The 24,351-nt window shown below is 65.7% G+C and carries 20 protein-coding genes and 1 pseudogene; 14 read left to right on the top strand and 7 right to left on the bottom strand.

The genetic code is table 11. The features are described from left to right. Positions 1–126 precede the first annotated feature (126 nt). The 7 genes and pseudogenes from GQB00_RS10870 to GQB00_RS10840 all read left to right on the top strand — a co-directional run bounded on the left by GQB00_RS10870 (position 127) and on the right by GQB00_RS10840 (position 9,053). Positions 127–3,015 (top strand): class I adenylate cyclase, encoded by a 2,889-nt coding sequence (locus tag GQB00_RS10870; RefSeq protein WP_323127270.1) that lies wholly within the window; start codon positions 127–129, stop codon positions 3,013–3,015. Between the two features lie 52 nt (positions 3,016–3,067). Further along, positions 3,068–3,163, top strand: a pseudogene (gene lptM, locus GQB00_RS22075) (LPS translocon maturation chaperone LptM); the annotation flags it as partial. A 163-nt stretch (positions 3,164–3,326) separates the two neighbouring features. After that, positions 3,327–4,583: a diaminopimelate decarboxylase gene (lysA, locus tag GQB00_RS10860; RefSeq protein WP_165856224.1), complete on the top strand. Its 1,257-nt coding sequence runs from the start codon at positions 3,327–3,329 to the stop codon at positions 4,581–4,583. Further along, positions 4,583–5,503: a diaminopimelate epimerase gene (gene dapF, locus GQB00_RS10855; RefSeq protein ID WP_165856223.1), complete on the top strand. Its 921-nt coding sequence runs from the start codon at positions 4,583–4,585 to the stop codon at positions 5,501–5,503. The genes lysA and dapF overlap by 1 nt, the downstream gene beginning before the upstream one ends. Before the next feature lie 78 nt (positions 5,504–5,581). Further along, complete coding sequence (locus GQB00_RS10850) at positions 5,582–6,340, top strand: DUF484 family protein (protein ID WP_111493820.1); 759 nt, start codon at positions 5,582–5,584, stop codon at positions 6,338–6,340. Positions 6,341–6,361: 21 nt separating this feature from the next. Further along, a complete protein-coding gene (gene xerC, locus GQB00_RS10845; RefSeq protein WP_111493822.1) occupies positions 6,362–7,288 on the top strand; it encodes a tyrosine recombinase XerC in 927 nt (308 codons plus the stop codon). Between the two features lie 166 nt (positions 7,289–7,454). After that, on the top strand, positions 7,455–9,053 hold the full coding sequence (locus GQB00_RS10840; RefSeq protein WP_228276696.1) for a sensor domain-containing diguanylate cyclase: 1,599 nt from the start codon (positions 7,455–7,457) through the stop codon (positions 9,051–9,053). Here GQB00_RS10840 and GQB00_RS10835 read toward each other — a convergent pair. After that, positions 9,047–9,280, bottom strand: coding sequence for a DUF2789 domain-containing protein (locus tag GQB00_RS10835; RefSeq protein ID WP_165856222.1), 234 nt, complete (start codon positions 9,278–9,280; stop codon positions 9,047–9,049). The genes GQB00_RS10840 and GQB00_RS10835 overlap by 7 nt on opposite strands. Positions 9,281–9,395: 115 nt before the next feature. Here GQB00_RS10835 and GQB00_RS10830 point away from each other — a divergent pair, with 115 nt between their 5' ends. Further along, positions 9,396–12,605, top strand: a complete 3,210-nt coding sequence (locus GQB00_RS10830; protein WP_323127269.1) for a transporter substrate-binding domain-containing protein — start codon at positions 9,396–9,398, stop codon at positions 12,603–12,605. A 42-nt stretch (positions 12,606–12,647) separates the two neighbouring features. Here GQB00_RS10830 and GQB00_RS10825 read toward each other — a convergent pair whose 3' ends face one another. Together GQB00_RS10825 and GQB00_RS10820 are read right to left on the bottom strand one after the other, a co-directional pair. Beyond that, the gene (locus tag GQB00_RS10825; protein ID WP_228160487.1) at positions 12,648–13,031 is read right to left on the bottom strand and encodes a hypothetical protein; all 384 of its coding nucleotides are present in this window, start codon (positions 13,029–13,031) and stop codon (positions 12,648–12,650) included. A 110-nt stretch (positions 13,032–13,141) separates the two neighbouring features. Next, positions 13,142–13,903, bottom strand: a complete 762-nt coding sequence (locus GQB00_RS10820; protein WP_165856221.1) for a hypothetical protein — start codon at positions 13,901–13,903, stop codon at positions 13,142–13,144. A 187-nt stretch (positions 13,904–14,090) separates the two neighbouring features. On the opposite strand from GQB00_RS10820, the gene GQB00_RS10815 reads away from it, so the two are divergent. Next, on the top strand, positions 14,091–14,726 hold the full coding sequence (locus tag GQB00_RS10815; RefSeq protein WP_165856220.1) for a hypothetical protein: 636 nt from the start codon (positions 14,091–14,093) through the stop codon (positions 14,724–14,726). A 101-nt stretch (positions 14,727–14,827) separates the two neighbouring features. Then, on the top strand, positions 14,828–17,053 hold the full coding sequence (locus GQB00_RS10810) for a patatin-like phospholipase family protein (RefSeq protein WP_323127268.1): 2,226 nt from the start codon (positions 14,828–14,830) through the stop codon (positions 17,051–17,053). Positions 17,054–17,074: 21 nt separating this feature from the next. On the opposite strand, the gene GQB00_RS10805 is transcribed toward GQB00_RS10810, so the two are convergent. The 4 genes from GQB00_RS10805 to GQB00_RS10790 all read right to left on the bottom strand — a co-directional run bounded on the left by GQB00_RS10805 (position 17,075) and on the right by GQB00_RS10790 (position 21,037). After that, positions 17,075–17,500, bottom strand: coding sequence for a hypothetical protein (locus tag GQB00_RS10805; RefSeq protein WP_111493832.1), 426 nt, complete (start codon positions 17,498–17,500; stop codon positions 17,075–17,077). After that, positions 17,487–18,173, bottom strand: a complete 687-nt coding sequence (locus GQB00_RS10800) for a GntR family transcriptional regulator (RefSeq protein WP_165856219.1) — start codon at positions 18,171–18,173, stop codon at positions 17,487–17,489. Before GQB00_RS10800 ends, GQB00_RS10805 begins: the two co-directional genes overlap by 14 nt. A gap of 128 nt (positions 18,174–18,301) precedes the next feature. Beyond that, positions 18,302–19,732 (bottom strand): cardiolipin synthase, encoded by a 1,431-nt coding sequence (gene cls / locus GQB00_RS10795; RefSeq protein ID WP_111493836.1) that lies wholly within the window; start codon positions 19,730–19,732, stop codon positions 18,302–18,304. A gap of 261 nt (positions 19,733–19,993) precedes the next feature. Next, positions 19,994–21,037 (bottom strand): AraC family transcriptional regulator, encoded by a 1,044-nt coding sequence (locus GQB00_RS10790; protein ID WP_165856218.1) that lies wholly within the window; start codon positions 21,035–21,037, stop codon positions 19,994–19,996. A 688-nt stretch (positions 21,038–21,725) separates the two neighbouring features. Between GQB00_RS10790 and GQB00_RS10785 the strand changes: the two genes are divergently transcribed. From GQB00_RS10785 to GQB00_RS10770, 4 genes are read left to right on the top strand one after another with little or no spacing between them, the layout of a single operon-like run. Beyond that, positions 21,726–22,229, top strand: coding sequence for a GspH/FimT family pseudopilin (locus GQB00_RS10785; RefSeq protein WP_165856594.1), 504 nt, complete (start codon positions 21,726–21,728; stop codon positions 22,227–22,229). Next, the gene (gene pilV / locus GQB00_RS10780; protein ID WP_165856217.1) at positions 22,226–22,681 is read left to right on the top strand and encodes a type IV pilus modification protein PilV; all 456 of its coding nucleotides are present in this window, start codon (positions 22,226–22,228) and stop codon (positions 22,679–22,681) included. Before GQB00_RS10785 ends, pilV begins: the two co-directional genes overlap by 4 nt. A gap of 1 nt (position 22,682) precedes the next feature. Next, positions 22,683–23,729, top strand: coding sequence for a prepilin-type N-terminal cleavage/methylation domain-containing protein (locus tag GQB00_RS10775; protein WP_165856216.1), 1,047 nt, complete (start codon positions 22,683–22,685; stop codon positions 23,727–23,729). After that, a complete protein-coding gene (locus GQB00_RS10770) occupies positions 23,726–24,328 on the top strand; it encodes a pilus assembly PilX family protein (RefSeq protein ID WP_165856215.1) in 603 nt (200 codons plus the stop codon). Before GQB00_RS10775 ends, GQB00_RS10770 begins: the two co-directional genes overlap by 4 nt. The last annotated feature ends 23 nt before the right edge of the window (positions 24,329–24,351 follow it).

Here is a 24,351-nt window from a genome sequence, read left to right as displayed (position 1 = left end):
TATTTGGATTATTTTTGGTTAGTGTGGTTTGAAAGGCGACATAGATCCTTTCGATAATACGAAGTTGAGACCCAGTCCACAGAAATGGACTTTTCTGTCACAACCGTACGAGGAACGCCCGACCCCGTGAGCCTTGCTAACGCCATCCAGCTGGACTTCGACGACGGCATCGACCGCAAGACGCTCAAACGGCTGTGTGAACGTTTCCTCCGGATCAACGCCGCCCGGCGGTTGCGGGCGCGGGAGGCGCTGGCATCGAGGCAGCAGGTGGTGCTCGATCTCCTGCCGCTGATCTTCCATCTCAACCATCCATCCCTGCCCGGTTACCTGGACCAGCACTGCCCCTTCGGCCTGGCCCATTACGCGCCCGGCGACGACGAGCTGGCGGCCGCCCAGCGGCTCGCGCGCACCTTCCGCATGCGTTCGGCGGGCCGGCGGCGGCCGGATGTCCAGGCCCTGTTCGTGATGGGCAGCCCCGGCACCCTGGGTCATTCGGTGGCCAGCGACCTGGACGTGTGGCTGTGCCACCGCCCGGATCTCGACGCGGCCGGCATCCGCAGCCTGGAACAGAAAGCCGAAGCGGTCTCGCGCTGGGCGGACAGCCTGGGACTGGAATTGCACGTGTTTGTGTTCGCCGCCGAGGATTTCCGCCAGGGCCGCCAGCGGGTTGAGGTCAATGGCGAAAACTGCGGCAGTGCCCAGCACTATCTGCTTTTGGACGAGTTCTACCGCACCGGCATCCACCTGGGTGGCTGCTACCCGCTGTGGTGGCTGATTCCGGCCGAGCGGGAGGCGGACTACGACCGGCTGGCGGACCAGTTGCGTGACTTCCGCTTCATCCGTGCCGATCAGTACATCGACTTCGGCGCGGTGCCCGATGTGCCGGAGGCCGAATTCCTGGGGGCCGGCGTGTGGCAGTTGTACAAGGGCATCGATTCACCCTGGAAGTCCCTGCTCAAACTGCTGCTGATCGAATGTTACGCCCGGGACCGGGACGGGGGGCTGCTGTCACTGGCGTTCAAGGCGCAGGTCTACGCCGGCACCACGGACCCGGACGCGCTCGATCCCTATCTGATGCTGTACCAGCGCCTGGAACGCTGGCTGATCGGGCTGGAGGCGCCGGAGCGGCTGCGCCTGGTGCGCCAGAGCCTCTACCTCAAGACCGGCGTGCCCCTGTCGCGCCTGGAGCAGCGCAGCGCGACCTGGCAGTCGGCGCTGTTACAGATGCTGGTGGAACAGTGGGGCTGGGACCGCAAACAGGTGCGCAACCTGGACGATCGCCAGCTGTGGCGCGCCGGGGATGTGCAGGTGCTGCGTCGCCAGATCGTTTCCGAGCTGACCCACAGCTACCGCTTTCTGTCGCGGCTGGCGCGCACCCACGCGGTGAAGGCGGCGATTCGCCCGCAGGATATGGGGCTGCTGGGGCGCAAGCTCTACGCCGCGTTCCAGCGCAAGGCGGGCAAGGTGGAGCTGATCAATCCCAACCTGGCGCCGACCCTGGCGGAAGAGAACCTGTCCTTCCATCACCAGTCGACCCAGGTCGAGGGGCGCGCGCCGGGGCAGGGCTGGCTGCTCTATCGCGACCTGGAAAACCCGGCGGACGCGGTCTGGCAACCGGTGATCCGGCGTGCCTCCAGCCTGGTGGAGCTGCTGGTCTGGAGTCACTGCAACGGTCTGCTGACCCGCGCCACCCGCCTGAATCTGCGTGCCGGCGACAGTGCCCTGGATCTGGGCGGGCTGCGCGGCATGATCGAGGACCTGCAGGCGAACCTGCCGGTGCCCGACGCGCCGGCTCCGCGCGAAGCCCTGTTGCAGGACAGCCGGCCGCTCAGCATCCTGCTGTTCGTCAATGTCGCGGTGGACCCGCAGGCGCCGTTGACCGAGCGTGGCTTGCACAAGTTGAGCGGGCGTCACGACTCCCTCGGCTTCAGCGGCGGCCGCGAAAACCTGGTGCTCACCCTGGATCAGGTGATGCTCAACAGCTGGCACGAAGTCAGCGTGCACCGTTACGAGGTGGGCGACACCCTGATCCAGTGCCTGAAGAACATCCTGGCGGCGCGGGTGGCGGCACCCGGTCAGCCGCCGCAGCTGACCGTCTGCTGTCACGATGCCGGCCACGGGCCTTCCATCCAGCGGCGCCTGCAGACCCTGTTCGAAGACGTCCAGCAGACCTTCTTCGCCGGCCGGCGCGGCCCCCACCCGCTGCGCTACGTGATCGAGATCGAGCGGCGCTACTTCGTGCTGCAGTTCCACAACGGCGAGCCCGGATTCGTGGCGCTGGCGTCCCGCGCCGAGCTGTTGAGTCATCTGCAGCGGCCCCAGCCGGCGTATTTGCCGATCCTGGTGGACCGTCACGCGCTGGAGGACGACCCGGCCCTGGCGCTGGTGTGCCGGGCCAGCCAGCCGGACAACATCCAGGTGTTCTTCCAGGTAGGCGAGGAACGCGCCTGGGTCTGGGTGGTGGACGAGCACGGTTCCCTGAGCCACTGGCAGCAGCCGTTCACCAGCCGGCGCCACCTGCTGGCCCCGGTGATGCGATTCCTGTCCAACGTGTCGGAGCGGCGCCAGTTGCGGCGCGCCCTGGCCGATGCCGCCGGCGATCTGGAAGTGACCTGCTCCGAGGTGCTGCAACGGGCCGGGCAGTGGGTGCTCGAACGCCGTTTCGGCGCCACCGACGAGCTGCCGCTGGACGGCTTCGAGTTGCATGCCGTGGGCGTCCAGGAAGGCGACCAGCCGGTGCGTTTCGATATTTTCTGCGAGGAGCAGGAGTTCAGCGTGCTGGAGTACGGCGACCAACTGATTCCCGCGGTGGCCCATTACGTGCGATCCCGGCGCCGCGACGGCAGCGATTACCCGATCTACCTGACCGACCTGAACCTGCCCCACGACCTGGATCCGCAGATGTACCAGCACGATCTGCAGACCAGTCAGTACCTGGAATACCGCATGGCGCTGGAGCGAGACCTGAACCGGGCGCTGGGCCAGGGCATGCGGCGCGCGCTGATCTCGCGATAGACCGGTGCAGCCGTTATACTGGCCCGATCACTTCAAGCGGAGCGAATGCAAGATGATCGGGCGCCTTCTCCCCATCGCCATCCTGGCTCTTTTATTGTCCGGTTGCGGACAGAAAGGCCCCCTGTACCTGCCTGCGGAGCCCGAGACGGCCCCGGCCGCGGTTGGCACCGACACACCGGCCGACAACCGGCAGGACGAGAACGCCCCGTTCGAGCCGACGGACGCCGAATAGCTCCCGCCACCGGTGCCGGCCCGCATCGACCGCGGGCCACGCGCCGGGATCGCGATCAGACACTGACACAGGACAGCGCATGGATTATTTCAACTACCGCGACGGCACCTTGTACGCCGAGGATGTTCCGGTATCCCGCATCGCCGAGCAGTTCGGCACGCCGGCCTACGTGTATTCCCGGGCCACGCTGGAGCGCCACTTTCGCGCCTACGACGACGCCCTGGCGGGCCGGCCGCACCTGATCTGCTATGCGGTGAAGGCCAACAGCAACCTGGCGGTGCTCAACGTGCTGGCCCGTCTCGGCGCCGGTTTCGACATCGTGTCGGTCGGTGAGCTGGAGCGGGTGCTGCGCGCCGGCGGCGATCCCGGCAAGGTGGTGTTTTCCGGCGTCGGCAAACAGCCGGCTGAAATGCGCCGGGCGCTGGAAGTGGGCGTGCGCTGTTTCAACGTCGAGTCCGAGACCGAGCTGGACCGTCTGAACGCCGTTGCGGCGGAACTCGGCAAGGTCGCGCCGGTGTCCCTGCGCGTGAACCCGGATGTGGACGCGGGCACACATCCGTACATTTCCACCGGCCTGAAAGAGAACAAATTCGGCATCGACATCGCCGAGTCGCGCCGCATCTACGGTCAGGCGGCGGCCCTGCCCAACCTGGATGTGGTGGGCGTGGATTGCCACATCGGCTCCCAGTTGACCACGGTCGAGCCGTTCATGGACGCCCTGGACCGGGTGCTGGCGTTGATCGACCAGTTGGCGGAAGACGGCATCACCATCCGGCACCTGGACATGGGCGGCGGCCTGGGGGTGACCTACGAGGACGAGACTCCGCCGTCGCCGAGCGAGTACATGGCGCACGTGCAGCAGCGCCTGGGCGATCGGAAGCTGGAAATCGTGCTGGAACCGGGGCGTTCCATCGCCGCCAACGCCGGCATCCTGCTGACGCGGGTCGAGTTCCTCAAGTGCACCGATCATCGCAATTTCGCCATCATCGACGCCGCCATGAACGACCTGATCCGGCCGGCCCTGTACAGCGCCTGGCAGGCGATCATCCCGGTCACCCCGCGTGAGGATGTGGCCGAACAGGCCTGGGACCTGGTGGGCCCGGTGTGTGAAACCGGCGACTTCCTGGGCAAGGAGCGCTCCCTGGCGCTGACCGCCGGCGATCTTCTGGCGGTGCGGTCGGCGGGCGCCTACGGCTTCGTGATGAGTTCCAACTACAACTCGCGCAACCGCCCGCCGGAGTTGATGGTGGACGGTGATCAGGTCCATGTGATCCGCCAGCGGGAAACTCTGGAAGACCAGATGCGTCTCGAATCCTGCCTGCCCGAGCCAACGTGATGACGGACTCACGACGCCGCAGCGCGACCCTTCAGTTCACCAAGATGCACGGTCTGGGCAACGACTTCATGGTGGTCGATGCCATCAGTCAGCCGTTCCGCCTGCGTCCGGAAGCGATCAGCAAGCTGGCCGATCGCAACTTCGGGGTGGGGTTTGACCAGCTTCTGCTGGTGGAACCGCCCGGACTGCCGGACGTGGATTTCCGCTACCGCATCTTCAACGCCGACGGCTCCGAGGTGGAACAGTGCGGCAACGGCGCTCGCTGCTTCGCCCGCTTCGTGCGTGACCAGCGCCTGACCAACAAAAAGGTCATCCGCGTGCAGACCGCCGGCGGCGTGATCGAACTGCGCACCGGCAAGGACGGCTGGGTCACCGTCAACATGGGCGTGCCGGAACTGGATCCGCCGCAGGTGCCGTTCGAGGCGCCCGAGCGGGCTGATACCTACACCCTGGATGTGGACGGCGAGGCCGTGGAGCTGAGCGTGGTGTCCATGGGCAATCCCCACGCCGTGCTGCTGGTGGACGATGTGGACACCGCGCCGGTGGAGCGCCTGGGGCCGTTGCTGGAGTCCCACCCGGCGTTTCCGCGCAAGGCCAACATCGGCTTCCTGCAGGTCGTCGATCGGCGCAACGCCCGGCTGCGCGTATTCGAGCGCGGTTCCGGCGAGACGCTGGCTTGCGGCAGCGGTGCCTGCGCCGCCATGGTGGCCGGCCGGCTGCGTGGTCTGCTGGACGAGAAAGTCCGCATGGAGCTGCGCGGCGGCCCGCTCAGCCTCGAATGGCAGGGCGAAGGGGCCCCTGTTATGATGGAGGGACCGACCGCCCGCGTCTTTGAAGGCCAGGTGAGAGTGCCCGGCGAGGCGCCCCGCCGTTCCCGTTCCGGACGCTCGTCCGGGCGCAGTCGCCAGAAAAAGCGCTAGTGCCGGTGCCCGCCTGGAGCGGGCATCGATAAAAAGAATCGCCCGTATCAGAGGCGATCGTGACAGGAGGTTTCCGGGATGACAGATGAGGCTGCGAGCAAGCCGGCCCAGACAGTGACCGAGCAGGACGTCGTCGCGTACCTGCAGGCCAATCCAGATTTCTTTATCCACCAGGACGAACTGCTGCGCAGCCTGAAACTGCCCCACGACAGCGGCCGCGCGATTTCCCTGGTGGAGCGTCAGGTTCACCTGTTCCGCGAACAGCGTGACATGCTGCGCCACGAGCTGGGCGAGCTGATCGAGATCGCCCGCCAGAACGACCGCCTGTTCGAGAAGAGCAAGCGCCTGCTGACCCAGGTGATCGAGGCGCGTTCACTCAACGAGATGGCGTCGGTGATCGACGACAGCATCCGCGGCGACTTCGCCCTGGACGCCGCGTCGCTGATCCTGTTCGACGACCGCGACCAGACCCAGGCCGACGGTGCCGACGGCGCGCTGATCCGTGTGACGCGGGCGGCGGCCGACGCCCAGCTGGGCTCCCTGCTGGACGGGCAGCGCGCGGTGTGCGGCCAGTTCCGTATCGAGCAGCGGGCGTTCCTGTTCCCCCAGCGGGATAACCCCATCGCCTCTGTTGCCCTGGTGCCTTTGCGTCACGGCGAGCTGCTCGGTCTGTTCGCCATTGGCAGCCAGCAGGTGGGCTATTTCGACGAAAGCATGGGCTCGCTGTTCCTGACCTACATCAGCGACACCCTCAGCCGGCTGCTGCCGCCATTGATGGCCCGGCACAGCGCCAAACCGGCCCTCGCCGACGCGGAGAAAGTGGTCGGGTCCCGCTGACGCGGCACCCGATCCCGGATCATGCTGTCTGAAGCCCTGGCGCCGTCGCTGGCGCGATTCCTCGAGCACCTGCGTTCCGAACGACGCCAGTCGCCCCACACCTTCAGCAATTACCAGCGTGACCTGGAGCGCCTGGGCCTGCGGCTGCAGGAGCAGGGCATGAGCCACTGGCGTGACCTGGATGTCCACGGGCTGCGCCGCCACGTGGCCCAGCTGAGTCGCGAAGGGCTGGGCGGGCGCAGCATCGCCCGTCACCTGTCCGCCACCCGCCGTTTCTACGAATTCCTTCTGCGCGAGCGTGAAGTGAGCGACAACCCGGCGCTGGACGTGCGCGCGCCCAAGGCCGGTCGCAAGCTGCCACGCGTGGCCGACGTGGACCAGCTTGGCCACCTGCTCGACGCCGATCCCGACGACCCGCTGGAAGTCCGCGATCGCGCCATGTTCGAGCTGATTTATTCCTCCGGCCTGCGACTGGCGGAGCTGGTGGGGCTGGACCTGGCCAGCCTGGACCGGGCTGCCGGCGAAGTGCGGGTACTGGGCAAGGGCGGCAAGACACGGTTGCTGCCGGTGGGGCGCCAGGCCCTGGCGGCGGTCGACGCCTGGCTGGCGGTGCGTGCCGGCCTGGCTCCGGACGGCGAGACGGCCCTGTTCCTGAGCCGCCAGGGCAAACGCCTCAGCGCCCGCAGCGTGCAGTCCCGGCTCAATCGCTGGGGGCAGCACAAAGGGGCCGATCAGCGCCTGCACCCGCACCTGTTGCGCCACTCGTTCGCCAGCCACCTGCTGGAGTCCAGCGGCGACCTGCGCGCTGTGCAGGAACTGCTGGGCCACGCCGATATCGCCACCACCCAGGTCTACACCCACCTGGATTTCCAGCACCTGGCGCGGGTCTATGACCGCAGTCATCCCCGGGCGCGCCGGCGCAAGGCGGGCGATACCGAACCGTCGTAGTTCCCAGGGGCTATCACGTTCCCGGGGTACTATCGCGCATACCGGTGCTAACCTTTAGGTTTCCAAGGTACTAGAAGCATGCCATGCCTGCGACTACGCTATAGGGCATTGGGAAAGGACGTTCGCACACGATGAGCCATCAGCCCCCGTTTCCGGGACAGCAATCATGACGATGTCGGAAATTCGCCCCAAGGATTGGCAGGAGGAGCGCTTCACCCTTCAGCGGCTCCTGGTCCGCACCAGCCTGTTCGCGTCGGGGCAGGACGCCGCGGCGGACGAACTGCTGGAGGAGCTGCGCCGCATCCTCAAACACGAGACTTGCGACCTGGCGACCCTGCGACAGCTGCAGAGCCGCTTTGACCAGGCCCTCGAAGCCCTCGACGAGCGGCGTTTCCGTTCCGAGCGCAACCTGAGACTGGCGCTGGAGCGCATCCTGGAGGGGCTTGGCGAGCTGGAGCGGAACAGCCGCAAAGGGCTGCGCACCCTGGAGAAACAGGTCGACGACCTGGCCGATCGCGGCGATGAACTGGTGCAATGGCTGACGACCCTGGCGGATCTGCTGGAGCAAAGCCAGGGGCAGCCGGAGCGCCCGCCGACTCGTGGCTGGCGCCGCTGGTTCGGTTTGCACGAGCGTGAGCCGGCGAGCGAAGCTGAGGCGCCGCCCGCGGCGGAGATCGCGATACCCACAACGACACCCGATGACAGTGGAGACGCGCGGCTCAACATCGCCCGTCGGGTGGGCGATCTGCTGGGGCATGTCCTCAACCAGGTGAGTCTGGATGCGCCGGCCCACGCCCGCGCCATGCACCTGAGACAGCGCCTGGAGATGGGCAGCGACTGGGATGAGCTGCGCGACGTCCTCAACGAGATCGTGGACCTGATCATCGCCGCGGTGAGTCGCGGTCGGCTGGAGTTCGAGAGTTTCCTGCGCCGGCTGGACGAGCGCCTGGCGGCCCTCAAGCTGAATTGCAAGGCCCAGGTCGACGCCCGGCTCGACCAGCGCAACGCTGCCGAAGCCCTGGACAGCGAAGTGAGTCAGCAGCTGCAGGACATCGAGCAGGCCATCGGCACTGCCCACAGCCTGGACGAGCTGAAGGCGTCCGTGTCGGCCAACATCCAGGCGCTATCCACCTCGTTCCGCACCTATCGGGAAGACGAATGCCGCCGTGAGGCCATGCTGGAGAAAGAGCTGGCGGCCATGCAGGAAAAGGTGGCGGGACTGGAAGCCTATTCCGAGCAGGTGCAGGAGAAACTGCGCGCCGAGCGTGCCCGTTCCCTGACCGACATGCTGACCCAGTTGCCCAACCGGGAGGCCTGGCAGGAACGGCTGCAGTTCGAGTTCGACCGCTGGCAGCGCTATCACCAGCCGGTGGTGATGGCGGTGCTGGACATCGACCTGTTCAAGCGCGTCAATGACTCCTATGGCCACAAGGCGGGTGACCGGGTCATCCAGCTGGTCGCCAAGACCCTGTGCGACCGGTTGCGCTCCACCGACTTCGTGGCCCGTTACGGCGGCGAGGAATTTGTGATCCTGTTACCCGAAACGACTATGGAAGCGGCGTTCAAGGTGATCGATAATCTGCGCGAGCATGTGGCGCAGTTGCCGTTCCATTTCCAGGATCAGCCGGTGACCATCACCGTCTCGGCGGGGCTGGTGGCGTTCGGCGACGCGGCCACGGCGGACGACCTGTTCGACACCGCGGACAAAGCGCTCTACCAGGCCAAGCGGGACGGTCGTAACCGGGTCGCCCACCTGGGTCAGTGACGCAGCAGGGCGTCGAGCTCGTCGATCACTTCCGCCCAGTCGGAATCCTCGTCAATGCCTTCATGCAGGAAGCTGGCCTGGGACGCGTTCCAGAACGGAGCTTCGGCCAGGACCAGGTCCGGCGGCAGTGGTGCGTGCCGGCTGATGAAGGCCTCGATGCTGGCGGCATCGGCCGGCAGGCCCAGTTGTTCGAACAGCGTCGACAGGGAGTGCTGACTGGTATCCATGATGCTAAAGTCCTCGAGGCAGGAGTCCTCTGCGTTGGGGCCGCTCGGTCAACTTGAGAACCCGTTTGAATCACGTCCTGTCAATCAATCTAGCCAAACACCCGAGGATAGCCAAGTGAAGCGCGGTCTGGCTCTAGCCACCCTGTTTGTCCTGTTCCAGCTGATCGCGATGCCGCTGGCCGCCGAGCCGCGTATGCCATCGCCGCGTCCGATGCTGGGGGCGGACGACCTGGCCTGGGTGGCGCAGCAGGGTAACCTGCGTATCGGCATTGCCGGGCAGCGCAAACCCCTGGCGTACCTGGCCCAGGACGGGGAAATGGTGGGCACCCATCCCGGCTTTGCGCGGCTGGTGGGCGAGAAACTGGGCGTGGACGTCACCCTGGTGCCCGGCAACGCCGTCACCCTTGAATCGCGCCTGCGCGAGGGCGAGCTGGATGCGGTGATCATGACCGTGCAGCATCCGGCCAGTGCCCCCAACCTGCGTTTCACCGACAGCTTCATGTCGCTCAATTATGGCCTGTTCGCCAACGCCGATGACGCTTCGGTGCAACGCCTGTCCGATCTCGAGCACAAGCGGGTGGCGCTGATCGCCGGTGATTCCCATCAATACTCCCTGCTGGATCCGGTGCAGTCGTTCCAGCCGATCCCGGTGCGTTCGGTGAGCGAGGCGGTCAACAGCATCCTGGCGGGCGAGGCCGATGCCTTCTTCGCGCCCATGCCGGTCATTTCCGACTACCTGCGCGCCGGGCTGATCGACCAGCTTTCGCTGGTCACCGTGCTCAACAACCAGCCGGCGGAAGTGGCCTTTGCCGTGGCCTCGGACAACCTACGGTTGCAGCGCATCCTCGATGCCGGCGTGGAATCCATCAGTGGCAACGAGAGCCGTGCGGTGCAGGGCAAGTGGATCGCCTTCGAGCTGCCCGGCGTGGACGCCGAGAATCAGGTCACGGTCACGCCGCAGGAACAGGCCTGGCTCAAGCGCCATCCTGACCTGCGCGTGGCCTACCGCACCGACTGGCCGCCGTTCGAATTCGCCGAGGACGGCCGCCCCACCGGCCTGGTGCCGGATCTGGTGGGCCAGCTGGCCGACGGTCTCGACGTGCGCTTCGCCACACGCACCCTGGACGACTGGTCGAAGGCCGAGGCGATGCTGGAAGATGGCGAGATCGACATCCTGCCGGCCCTGCCACGCACGCCCCGGCGCGAGAAACTGTTCCTGTTCACCCGCGCCTACCTGAGCCTGCCCATCGCCATGGTCATCCGCGACGACGGCCGCTTCATCGGTGACCTGCGTGAGCTGCGTGACGAGCGGGTGGGCGTGGTGCGCCAGCAGGCCAGCCACGAATACCTGCTGATCAACCATCCCGAGCTCAACCTGTACCCGGTGGATAACCTGGAGGAAGGCCTGCTGGCGCTGTCCAACGGCGATCTGGACGTCATGGTCACGCACATCCCCGGGGTCAGCTACACGGTGGCGCATCTGGGCCTGTCCAACCTGCGCATCACCAGCATCACGCCTTACCAGTACGAACTGCGCCTGGCGGTACGGCGCGACGAACCGGAGCTGTTGCGGATCCTCAACAAGGGCCTGGGCGCGATCGAGAAGAAAGACTACGACACCATTTACAACCGCTGGATCCACCTGGATATCGAGCAGGACATCGACTACACGGTGGTGCGCCGGGTGGTGCTGATTGCCGTGGTGGTGGTGCTGATCTTCCTCTACTGGAACCGCAAGCTGTCGCGCGAGGTGGACGAGCGGATTCGTTCTGAGGACGCCCTGCGCCGCAGCGAGGACGAGCTGCGCGCCGCCAAACTGGAAGCCGAGCAGCTGGCGCGGGAAGCGGAGTCGGCCAACCGCGCCAAGAGCGAGTTCCTGGCCAACATGTCCCACGAGATTCGCACGCCGATGAACGCGGTGATGGGCTACTCGGAGCTGCTGGAAAGCGGCGTCACCGATCCCCGCCAGCGTGGCTACATCGAATCGATCAAGGCCGGCAGCCGCAGCCTGCTGACGCTGATCAACGACATCCTCGACCTGTCGCGGATCGAGGCCGGCAAGATGCGGCTGGAATTCGGGCCGCTGGACCTCAAGCGGTTGCTGGAGGACGTGCGGCGCATCTTCGAGATGCGCGCCAAGGCCCGCGGCCTGACCCTGAGCGTGACCCTGGCCGAGGACATGCCGCGCGCCATGGTGCTGGACGAGACCCGCCTGCGCCAGGTGCTGTTCAACCTGGTGGGCAACGCCATCAAGTTCACCCACGAGGGCGAGGTCAGCCTCCGGGCCCATACCGAGCGTTGCCACAGCGACGATTCCGGCGACGAGTGCCAATTGGTGATCGAGGTGAGTGACACCGGTATTGGTATCCCCGAGGACCAGCAGAAGCGCATCTTCGATGCCTTCGAGCAGCAGGAAGGGCAGAGTAACCGTCAGTACGGCGGCACCGGCCTGGGCCTGGCGATCAGCCGCAAACTGGCGCGCATGATGGGCGGGGACCTGACCGTCACCAGCACTCTGGACGAGGGCTCCTGTTTCCGCCTGGTGCTGCACGATGTGGAAACGTCCACCACCGGCCCGGACACCCGCGACGAAGGGGCGCCGAATCTGCTGTTCCAGAATGGCCTGGTGCTGGTGGTGGACGACAACCGCATGAACCGCCAACTGGTGCGCGACATGCTCGAACCCGTCGGCCTCAAGGTGATCGAGGCGGAGGACGGCGGCCAGGCGCTGAGCGTGTCCCGCGAGTGCCAGCCGGGTGTGGTGCTGATGGACATCCGCATGCCGGTGATGGACGGTTTCACCTGCCGCCGCACCATGCACGAGGACGAGAACCTGGCGCACATCCCGGTGATTGCCCTGACCGCCTCGGTGATGCCAGGCGACGCCTACCGCATTGAGGAAGCGGGTTTCGATGGCTTCCTGCAGAAGCCGGTCAGCCGGCAGGTGCTGATGGAGGAACTGGCGCGCTTCCTGGATCACGAGCGCCGCGCGCCGGAACAGGGCGAAGGCGACGAACCGGAAGACGACATGGTGCTCAATGATGTCACCAATCGCTATCTGCGCCGGCGTCTCAAGGCGGACTTGCAGCGCACCTTTACCGAGGAGTGGGAAGGCCTGCGCGGCGGCGGCGATCCCGAACAGTTGAGTGCGTTCGCCCAGCGCCTGCAGGAGTGGGGCAAGCGTTACCGGGTCAAGGAAGTGGTGGAGTACGGCCGTGACCTGCAGGCAGACGTGGACGCGTTCGAGCTGGACAGTCTGGATGATCGCCTGGAAGCCTTCCCCGACCTCCTCTCCGAGGACGCCACGGCGGACAGCGACCGCTAGTCAGAGCCGGACCGATCCGGAGAAACGGGTCGTTAGCCGCGGTCAGAGACAGTCGTACTGGGAGCGGCGATCGAAGGCGACCGACACCATGTCGTAGCCCTGGCGGGTGAGGCGTTGCATCAGGTCGCGATCGCGGATCATCGCCATGCAGATGGTGTGGATGCTGGTCTGGAGGTGGTCGTCGGACTGCGCCGAATCGAAGCGGAAATCGACGATCAGGTATTTGCGGGCGTAGTTGGCGGTTGCGGGAATCTCGTCGCGGCTGACGCTGGTATAACCGATGTAGCTCGGGCCCCGGGCATCGAACAGGCCGCTCATCAACAGATCGATGTTTTCCGCCCGGGCGGATTGCGCACAGGCCAGCCCCAGCAGCAGCCCCAGGCTGCCCAGCATTCGTGGCAGTTGCATGTTGCGCAGCGTTTTCATCGTCAGACTCGCAGTGTAACCGAATGTAATGGCTTGTTACGTTGCATTATGGCAAACGGACGCAGGTTTGCTCATCCTTCCGACGACCTTTTTTCAATTGTTTGCAAGCGTCAGCGGGCTCTCTGCCAGGCCAGCCAGCCGAATGACCAGAGCGTGGCCAGCGCCAGAGCCAGCGCTGTGCCGACGAAAACGCCGACCACCGGATAAAGCAGCGCCACCGCCACCGTGTGGGTGATCAGCGAGCCCAGGCCGGCCGGATAGTGCTTGACCAGCGTCTGCGCCGGCGCCGGCCCGTGCTGCCAGAAAATGATCGCCAGCAGCGGAAAGAAGGTGATGGGAAAAGCCGCCAGCACGCCGCTGAGGGTGGCCGTTCCCCAGTGACCGGCGGACGTGATGGCCACCACGATCAGGCCCGAGATCACACCGCGCAGGATGTGTTCCGGCCAACCCGGCCGCTTGTCGAGGGTGATGCCGGTGTCTGCGAAGTGACGCATCAGGCGGTGCGCCACCACCGTGAACAGCACGCTGGCCAGCAGCGCCCAGGGCAGTGTCAGATCCAGCAGTGACAGCGGCAGCGCCACCACCAGAAACGCCAGTACCGACAGGATCAACGCACGCAGGCGTTTCTCGCTGGCGGTCGCGGCGAACGCCAGCGCCAGGGTCTGGCCCGCGATAAAGCCCAGCAGGGTGCCACGGGCGGCATCGGCGGCGAAGGCCGGTCCCTGCTCGTAGCCGAGAAAGAACAGCGCCACGCCGGTGCCCAGCGGAAAGCCCGCCAGGATGCCGGCCACCCGGGTGCTGACGCGCTCCGCCAGCCAGGCCAGGGCCAGGACGGTGGCCAGGGTGGCCACCACCTTGATGATCAGAAGCATGGGTACGGTTTCCTGCTTGTTGTTATACGCCGCAACGGATTGCGGCCGGCTGTCTCCGGAAGAGGGGCATGCTACGGCATTGGCGCATCGCAGGGAATGCCGGCGGGCACTTTGGCCGGCCGGGGGGATACGCTAGGATAGAGGCATTCCCCGGGTAACCGGGCCCTGTTTTCGCGGAGACGATGTCATGTATCAGTTGGTATTCAAGGGAGAGTGTGCGCCCGGCACCGACGAGCCGACCGCGCGTGCCAACGCGCGGGCCCTGTTCAAGGCGAGCGTCGACCAGGTCGAGCGGATGTTCAGCGGCCGGCGGGTGGTGATCCGCAACAAGCTGGAGCAGGAGCAGGCAGAGAAGTATCTGGCGGTCCTGCGCAAGCACGGCATGATTGCCCACGCTGAGCCCATGGCCGGCGCGGCCGAGTCCCCACCGTCGTCGCCGGCGGAACCGACCGAACGCCCGGCGTCGTCCCGTCCGGTGCCGCCTCCGGCGCCGGAGCCCAAGCCGCAGGCGTCGAATGCGCCGGCCGCTGCGGGTGACGCGGATGTATCTTCCAGCAGCGTGCCGGTGGAGCCCGGCGACCGACCCAATGTGGCGGGCGAAAAGGTGGATGCGATCCTGGCGCACTCCAGCCTGCGCGTCGGTGCGGCCCACGACCGCCTGAGCGAGGCGCATGAGGTGGAAGCGCCGATGTTCGAGCACCTCGACGACTGGAGCATCGCGCCGGTGGGCGTGACCCTGGTGGAGAATGAAGAGCCCATTCCGGCGGTGGTCCCGGACATTTCCCATTTGTCACTGGTCGAGGACGAGGACAAGAACCAATAATACCCGCCGCGCCGTCCCCTCCCGGGGCGGCGTTTTCGTCTTGTGAATCCTGAATCGCCTGAAACACCCGGACCGCCACGGGTCCGGCAAGGGAGTGTCGCGTGCCGAGATTGATCGCCCTGCTACTGCTGTCGCTGATGGCTGCGCCTGCCCTGGCGCAGGCCGAGGACACGGCCGGGAAGAAGCGCCCGGTGGTTGCCCTGGTGCTCAGCGGTGGTGGCGCCAAGGGCATGGCGCACGTGGGGGTGTTGCGGGCCCTTGAGGAAATGCACGTTCCCGTGGATATCGTGGTCGGCACCAGCGCCGGCTCGGCGGTCGCGGCCCTCTACGCCCTTGGCATGGACGTCAACGAGATCGAGGACCGGTTCATCGAGATGGACTGGCTCTCCAGCTTCCAGGACAGCCCCGGCCGAGCCTATAAACCGGTGCGCCGCAAGGTGGATGACTGGCGCTACCCGGTGGATCCCGGTATCGGCGTCAGTAGCGATGGTTTTGTGCTGGGGCGCGGTCTGGTGGCCGGCCAGAACCTCGGCTTTATCCTCAACGAGCTGACCCGCAACGCGGCCCTGGCGCGTGATTTCGATAACCTGCCGCTGCGCTTCCGGGCGGTCGCCACGGATCTGGAAACCGGCGAGCAGGTGGTCATTCGCAACGGTTCCCTGGCCGAGGCCATCCGCGCCAGCATGAGTATTCCCGGTGTCTACGCTCCCACCGAGAGGGAAGGCCGCCTGCTGGTGGACGGCGGCATTGCCAACAACCTGCCGGTCAGTGTGGCCCAGTCGATGGGTGCCGATGTGGTCATCGCCGTGGATATCAGCGACGCCCTTCAGGAGAGCGAGAAGCTGACCGGGGCGTTCTCCGTGGTGGGGCAGCTCACCACGCTGATGACCCGTCGCAACGTGGACGACCAACTGGCCCGGATGGACGAGCAGGACGTGCTGATCCGGCCCAGGCTGGAGGGGCTTTCCTCGGCGGATTTCTACGATGCCACCCAGATCATCGAGTCCGGCGCCACGGCGACCCGGAACAAGGCGGTCAGCCTCAACCGGCTGCGAGTGGGCGACGTGGCCTGGGCCGAGTACCAGCAACACCGGACCAGTGCCCGTTTTGCACCGGACCGGATTGCCGACGTGCGCATCGATCACGACTCCCGCCTGTCCCGCGAGTTCCTGCGTTCGCGCATCCATCAGCAACCGGGGGAGCCCCTCGACGTGGAGCGGCTTGAAGATGACCTGCGGCGCATCTACGGCCTGGGGTACTACGAGACCGTGAGTTACTCGCTGGTGCCGTCGGACGATCCGGAGGCCGGGGCGATCCTGGTGATCGAGGCGAAGGAAAAAAGCTGGGGGCCGAACTACCTCAAGTTTGGCCTGAGCTACGAGGACAACTTCGAGAGTGACACCCGCTTCAACGTCGGCGGCACCCTGCAGATGACCGAGCTGAACGCCCTGGGCGCCGAGTGGAACACCGGCCTGCAGCTGGGCACCGAGCCGTACCTGCGCACGGAATGGTTCCAGCCGCTGGATTTTGGTTATCGTCGCTTTGCCCTGGCCGGTGTCGATTACGAACGGGACAGCTACTCGGTGTTCAACGAGTCGGGTGACCGCGTCGGCGAAGTCGAGGTCGAGGAACAGGGCTTCGATGTCAGTCTGGGCCTGGAGCTGGGCGCCGAGGGGGAGATCCGTGCGGGCTACCGCCGCGGTACCGCCTCGGTGGACGACGTGCTGGGGGATTCCAATCTCTCCGAGAGCCGCATCGACAAGGGCGCCTGGACGCTTCAGGGCACCTACGACTCCCTCAACGATCCCTTCCTGCCCAGCAGCGGCGCCTTCTTCGGCCTGGAGGGCCGATTCGAACGACCCGGACTGGGTTCGGACCGAAACTACGATCGCGCCACCCTGCTGGCGGCCAAGGCGGCGGAGTGGGGGCGTCAGGTGGTGGTTGGCCAGGCCTTCGCCAGTTCGGTGACCAAGGGCGAGGCCGGGGTGGAGGACTACGTGTCCCTGGGCGGTTTCCACCGGCTGTCGGCCTATGCCCGCGGTGAGGTCACCGGCCAGGACGCCGCCCTGCTGTCTCTCTACACCTATCGACGGTTCGGCGGCCCCATCGTGCCCTTCTTCGCCGGTGTCAGTTACGAGGGGGGCAACGGCTGGCAGGACATTGGCAACGCAAAATGGACCGACGTGATCCACTCCTACGGCGTGTTCGCCGGCATCAACACCTTTCTGGGGCCGGTGCAGGTGTCGTCCGCCTGGGCCGACGACGAACACTGGACCCTGTTCCTGACCGTCGGCTACTCCCTGGAAAGCCTGTTTATCAACTACTGACCTCTGGATAGAGGGCCGGTTTCACTGGGCCGCTGGCAGCAGCGGCGCCACCAGGATCAGGCGCTCCTGGTCACATGGGCCGTTCAGCGGCCGCTCCAGGATGGCGCGGAATTCGGCGCCCTGGCCGGCGTCACCGGGGACCTCGTGAAACACGACGTCGTCACCGGGAAAGAACTGCCAGGTGCCCCGGTCCTGTTCCTGTGCCAGCAGTTTGGCCACGCCCCGGGTCTTGCTCCAGGCGCACAGGCGCGGCGCCGGGGCACTCCGGTCGGGAGCCGGTTCGCGGTCCGCGGCGTCGGGCGCCGGTTCGGCACCGGACTCGTCGGGCTGGGCCGGAGGCAGCGGTGTCGGCACGTCGGTCTGCGGTGAGGACGCGCAGCCGCCCAGTAACAGCAGCAGGCCGGCAAGGAGGAATGCGCCGGACCTGTTAGGTTCATCCGGCCGCATGGTCGGACGCCTGCTGCTCATCGAGGCAGGCCAGGACCTGCTGGCACTGCTGGCGGGCATACTGGCGCAGAATATCGTCCAGCCGCGCTTCGTCCCGGGCCAGGATGGCGTCGATGGAATCGCGCATGTGGGCCAGGTTGTCGTGGATGACCTGGTGGCTGGCGTGCCGGAAGGCGAGGAAGGCACAGCGCCGTGCCGACGGCCACAGGTCCTGGATGGCCTGCAGGATGAAGTAGTTGTCGGCGTAGACCAGTGAGGCCTGGGTGTATTCGATGCCCAGGTCCAGGAACGCGAGCATGTCTTGCCGGCGCGAGCATTCCAGCATGCGCTCATACAGGGACTCCAGTTTCTCCATGTCCTCCGTTTGCCACTGGCGCACCAGCTTGCGCCCCGTGTGGCACAGGTACAGTTCCAGCACCTCGTACAGGCTGCGCACGAAGTAGGTGTCCAGCTCGGTAACGAAAGCGCCCTTGCGCGGTACGTTGCGCACCAGGTGGCGCTTTTCCAGCAACAGCAGCCCCTCGCGCACCGAGCCGTGACTGACGTCCAGCTGTCGGGCCATGGCCCCTTCGTAGATGCGTTCCCCGGAATGCAGCTGACCGAAGGCGATCAGGTCCTCGATGTGTCGCGCGACCTGCTCGGTCAGGGTTTCGCGGGGCTTGAACGGCTTCATCGGCGATCCACGGTCTTTGGCGTTCGGTTATGGGTGAGGTGGCGGCGGGTTGCCGTCCGATATGCTCTCACACTGTTGCAGAACTGCAAGTCACCCCGGGCGGCGAGCAAGCGGCCCCGGGACGTGCCTCACAGCACGGGCGCCAGCAGGCGAGCCGCCCGGCAGGCCAGACGGAAGGGAAGTGAGCGTTGGCTGTAGTCGTCAGCGGTCATGGGCCGGCACTGGGCCAGATCGTCTTCCAGCATGGCTTCCACATCGTCCACGAAGGCCTGGTCCGTCACCAGCGCGCCCACCTCGAAATTGAGGCGCATGGACCGGTTGTCGAGGTTGGCCGTGCCGACGGCGGCGTAACGGTGATCCACCAGTACCACTTTCTGGTGCATGAATCCCGGCTGGTAGCGGTAGATGCCGATGCCCGCCTTGGTGGACTGGACCAGATAGGAATAAGCGGCCAGCCGCACCAGCATGTGGTCCGGGTTTTCCGGGATCAGGATGCGCACGTCGACTCCGCGCAGGGCGGCCAGCAGCAGGGCGTTGACCACCTGGATGTCGGGCACGAAGTAGGGCGAGGTGATCCAGATCCGCTCGTGGGCGTTGTTGATGCAGTTGAGGAAGAACAGGGTGCCGGTGTCGAAGCGGTCCGCCGGGCCGGTGGGGAAGACCAGCACTTCCTGGTCCGAGTGCGGGTCCACCTGCGGTGTCCAGTTCAGTCGCGGCAGGTCGTTGGCGGCCCAGTACCAGTCCTCGACGAAAGCCAGTTGCAGGCCCAGCACGGCCGGTCCGGTGATGCCGCAATGGGTATCGCGCCAGCCCAGATGGTTGGTCAGCGTGCCCAGGTACTCGTCCCCCAGGTTGATGCCGCCGACGAAGCCGACGCGGCCGTCGCAGATCAGCAGTTTGCGGTGGTTGCGGAAGTTGATCTGGAAGCGCCGCCGCCGCACGTTGCCGTCGCCAAAGGCCGCCACCCGCGCTCCGGCGGTGGTCAGTTCCTTGAGGTAATTGCGCGGCAGCCAGACGCTGCCGATATCGTCGTAGATGAAATACACCCGCACCCCTTCCGCCAGCTTGCGCTTGAGGATCGCCTTGATGCGCTGGCCCACCTTGTCGGAGCGCACGATGTAGAACTCCAGCAGGATGTAGTCGCGGGCGTTTTCCATGGCTTCGAACAGGGCCTCGAAGGTGGCCTTGCCGTCGCGCAGCAGGGTGCAGGCGTTGCCCCGGCTGAACGGCTGGTTCACCAGTTTGGTCAGCACGCGCAGTTCCGGGCTGGGATCCTTGGCGTCGGGAATGCGGGTCAGCCGCTCTTCGTTCTCGAACACTGACAGCAGCTGGTTGAGGGCTTCGTCGCCCGAGCGCCGGGCGCGGACATAGCCGGCGAACCGGTTGCGGCCGAACAGCACAAACAGCGGCAGGGTGATGTAGGGAAACGCCATCAGCGCCACGATCCAGGCGATGGCGCCCTGGGCGGTGCGGTAATTGAGCAGGATGCGGAACACGCAGAACAGCGCCAGGCTATAGACGCCCAGCAGCAGGAAGGGGAGAAACGACAGATCCCACATTCGCTAAGACAACTCCCTGGTGTCCCGTCTGGTTAATTCGCTAATCGACTGAGCCCCTGAGAGATCGGACAGCAAGGCGTGGGGATGCCGGTTTGGTGGCTCCAGTCAAGTCACTGCAACGCAGCCGTGCGGTCTCTCAGGGGCTCCCGAAGGGCGAGTGGCTGAAGGTTCGTGATATGGAACCACCATGCCGGCGAACGGGCGCCTTGTCCAGAACCTCCAGCGACGCGCAGTCAATTAGCGCATTAACCTGACGGGATACTAGAGGTGGCGGGCCCGGTACTGGGCGGGGGATTCCCCGGTCCAACGCTTGAAGGCGCGGCTGAAGGCGCTCAATTCGGAAAAGCCCAGAAGAAAGGCGATCTCGCCGAGGGCGTAACGGTCCGACGCCACGTAGCGCAGTGCCTTGTCCTTGCGTACGTGCTCGACCAGTTCCTGGAAGCTCATGCCTTCCTTCTTGAGCCGACGATACAGGGTCTGGCGGCTCATGTGGAGCTGGTTCGCCAGGCTGTCGGCGTCGATGCGCTCGCTGGCCATCTGCTTCGAGATCAGGCGCCGCACCTTGCGGCTGAAACGGCGCCGTGTCTGCAGGCGTGCGAGCAGGGTGTTGACCTGCTTGAGCATGGCCGAGTGCACGTAGGGATTGCGGTGGGGGATGGGCCGGGTCAGGTAGCGGTCGCTGAACGCCAGGGCCATGGCGGGCGCGCCGAAATGCACCGGGCAGTCGAGGATGCGCCGATACTCGTCGTCGTAGCCGGGAGCCTCATGGGCCACCTGCACCCAGGCGATGTCCAGTTGCGGGTGGATGAAGTAGCGTGCGCGGTTGACGGTGGCGGACAGGGTCCGGTCCATGTCCTGGCGACAGTAATGGGCCGGGTCTTGCGCCTGCCAGGTGAGGATTGCCAATTCGTCGCGGCAGGTGAAGCTCAGGTGCACGGTTTCGTTGATCAGCTGGTGCAGGCGCACGTACTGGGTAATGGCATCGCCCAGGGTGTCGCAATTGAAGAACACATGGCCCAGCAGCCCCATCCGATCCGGGTCGACGATCTCTCCCATGTGCAGACCGATGGCCGGGTCGCCGGTCGCCTGCTCGGCCAGTGTCCAGAGTGCGTAGTGGGTGCAGGCGGGCAACCGCAGGTCGGGGCTGGCCAGCTCCGTCAGCGACAGGCCCAGCAGGGTTTCCACGGCGGGCTGATCCAGCGCCTCGTGGGTGTTCAGGTAGTGCACCAGACCGAGCGCCGTGGAAGCCGCGACTCGGGGTTCCTGGCGGGGGGTGTCGGGCTTCGTCCGGGCGGTGTGGGGCATGACTCCGGGATCGCATCTTGTCGTTATGGTGTTACCAAATGTCAAACAGTTGGGACGGAGTGTCAACGCCGACCCACGCGTTGCGAGCTACTCTGTTATTGAATTCATGGGTTGACCGACATGGTCTGGAGGTGATTGAGATGGATCTGGAAATCTTTGTACCTCATACGGAGCTGGAGCGTCGCAACTGCGAGGCGCTCAAGGACTATCTCAATAGCATCTTTTATTGCTGATCCCTTCGCACATGGGCCGCCGCAAGGCGGCCATTTTTTTGCCCGCTGACTTTCCCCACATCTGCCAATATAACGCCCGACCCGGTCAGTCGCCCGATTCGCCCGGCATGACGCCCCGTGATCTGCATCACAGTCCGGCCTTGCGCCTGCGCTTCTTTACAGAAACTTTTCATTATCCGAAGACAACTTAACGCAGGCCGGTGGCACCATCGATCCGGTACCGAATTGTTATGAGTCAGGGTCAGGGCGGGTTGCCGTCGGACCGAAGTCTGGTCTTGTTGTTGTCGTTCGGCCGCTCTCTGCCCCTTTCAGAGCTGTCTCCCGCTTCCTGATCCCCTCATGGCACAGCCACTGATTTCACGACCTGATCCCTATTCCTGAAGCGGGACGTGTTTGCCGTGTCCACAGACGCAACGGCTGTGAACCCGCAGGCGAGCAGAGCGAGATTGATCGACATGAACCGGAACCCCGGGTACACCACGCACGAGCGCGGATTCACCCTGATCGAATTGCTGGTGGCCATGGCGGTGTTTGCCATCCTCGCCTCGGTCGCGGTGCCCGCCTTCAGCGCGTTTTTCGAGAACAGCCGTGGCCGGACCGCTACGTTGGGGCTGGTCAATGCCCTGGCGCTGGCCCGGGACCAGGCCATGAAAGGCCGTACCCGAACCACCCTGTGCCCGGTCGATGCGGCCGGGAGCGGCTGTGCGGCGGCGTCCGCCGACTGGAGCGGTGGCTGGATCGTGGGGGCCGGCAACGGCGCCATCACCAGCGCGTCGGAAGTCTGGTCCGCACCGGGCAACGACCTGAGCATCACCGCCAGTGCCGCCAACCTGACATTCTCCGCCACCGGTGAAGCCTCGACCACCGGCACCTTCGAAGTGACCTCCGGCGATTACCAGCGCTGCGTCACCTACACCCTGGTGGGGCAGGCCCATATCGATGAAGGAGGCTGCGGATGAAGACGATGCGCAGGAGCCGTGGCAGCAGTCTGATCGAGGTGCTGGTTGCCATGCTGATCGTGGCCATCGGCCTGCTGGGCGTGGCCAAGCTCAATCTGGAAACTCTGCGCAGCAACCAGACCGCGATGCTGCGTAGTTCGGCGGTGATGCTGTCCTATTCCATTCTCGACCGCCTGCGCGCCAACCGTGATGTGGCGGTGGATGCCGGGTACGACATGACGCTGGCGGCCAGTGGCGAAACCTGTTCGGTGCCCGGCGGCGTGTCCGGTCTGGCCAAGACCGACCTGGCCAACTGGGTCGATGAAATCGACGATCTGCTGGGGGAAGGTGCCTGCGGCGGTATTGCGTGCGACGACGATGGCCGCTGTACGGTGCAAGTGCGCTGGGAGGACGTCTCCAGCCTCGAAGAAACGGACGACGCGACCACGGTGTCGCTGGTGGGGGCGATCTGAGATGAACCATTCGCGTTCCCACCGTGCGGCGAGCCAGGGCGGCTTTTCCCTCATCGAGCTGATGATCAGCCTGGTGATTGGCCTGATCATCATTGGCACGGTCACCGGGGCTTTTCTGATGAATTCCCAGGTCTACGAATCCAATCGCGCCATGGGGCGCATCCAGGAAAACGCCCGTTTCGCCTTCGAGCTGATGTCGCGGGATATCCGCCGGGCGGGGGAAATCCCCTGCGGCACCGACATCGATATCGCCAACGTGCTCAACAACAGCGCCGACAACACCGAAAGCGGCACCAGCAACGACTGGTGGGCCCGTTTCGGCGACGGGCTGGAAGGATTCGACGGCGAGGATGATTTCGACGGTGCCGGGTTTGGTGACAGCGAGGCGCAACGCCTGTCCGGCTCCGATGCCATCTGGATCACCGCCACCGGCAGCCACCCGCTGAGCGTGGTGTCCCACGACACCGATGCGGCGACCCTGACCCTCAACAGCAGCGATCACCCGTTCGAGCAGGGCGACATCCTGCTGGTGTGCGATTTCGACCAGGCCAGCATTTTCCAGATGTCGGGGCCGGCCAGTACCGGCACGACGGTTCAGCATCTGGCCTCCAGCGGCCTGACGCCGGGCAACTGCACCCAGGGCCTGGGCGTGTCCGTGGCCTGCGGCGGGAGCGGCACCACCAAGAGCTACGACGAGAACAGCCTGCTCGCCCGCTTCGATTCCACCGCCTGGTACCTGGGCTGCAACGGCCGCGACGACGACTGCTCGACGCCGGAAGGCCGTTCCCTCTACCGCGTGGCGCTGGAGAACGGCAGCGAAGTGACCCGGGAGGTGGTGGATTCGGTCAGTGCACTCGGCATCCAGTATCTGGAGGACGGCGATACCGACTACGAGGATGCCGCGGAGGTGGGCGACTGGGGCGATGTCGTGGCGGTCAAACTGGGATTGACCCTGGCGCGCTCAGACGCCGGTGTTGGCACGAACGGCGCCGACGACATCACCCGCAATTATACCCACGTGGTCACACTCAGGAACCGATTGCCATGACACGCCGACCCCATACGCCGCCGTCGCGACAGAACGGCGCGGCCCTGCTGATCGCCCTGATCCTGCTGGCGGTCATCCTGATCATCGGTCTGGCCGGTGCCCAGATGACCAAGAACGAAGAGCAGATGTCCGGCAACTTCTACGACCGGGATCTGGCTTTCCAGGCCGCCGAATCCGCGTTGCGCGCCGGTCAGGCGGTGGTGGCGGACTTCGACTACGACGGTGCCGGCGACAGCGGCAGCGTCTACGACTGTGAGGACAACTTCTGCGAAGCGATCCCCGCCAACGAGCTGGGCGACGCCGACGATGGCCGCGCCAGCGATTCGCCGGGCTGGGTCAGCGTCGACGACAGCGATGCGGTCAGCGATCTGGCGCTGACGCCCCAGTACGTCATCGACCGGGTGGCGACCGTCGCCGACGACACGTCCAGTGAGAGCGCCTCGCGCAACGCCACCAGCAACCAGTACGGCAGCTCCACCAGCGACAGCAGCACCGCATACGTCTACCGGATTACCGCGCGCAGCGCCGACCCGGACAGCGACGAGACCGAGGGGCGTGCCTATGTGGTGCTCCAGGCCTACGTCAAACGCACGCTCTAGGCAGAACCGAGACACCACCCGTA

Origin of the sequence: Marinobacter sp. JSM 1782161 (assembly GCF_011421605.1) — a bacterium.
Taxonomy (GTDB): Bacteria; Pseudomonadota; Gammaproteobacteria; order Pseudomonadales; family Oleiphilaceae; genus Marinobacter_A; species Marinobacter_A bohaiensis.
Note: the sequence above shows the minus strand (reverse complement) of the source record. Positions and strands in the feature narration are given on the sequence as shown.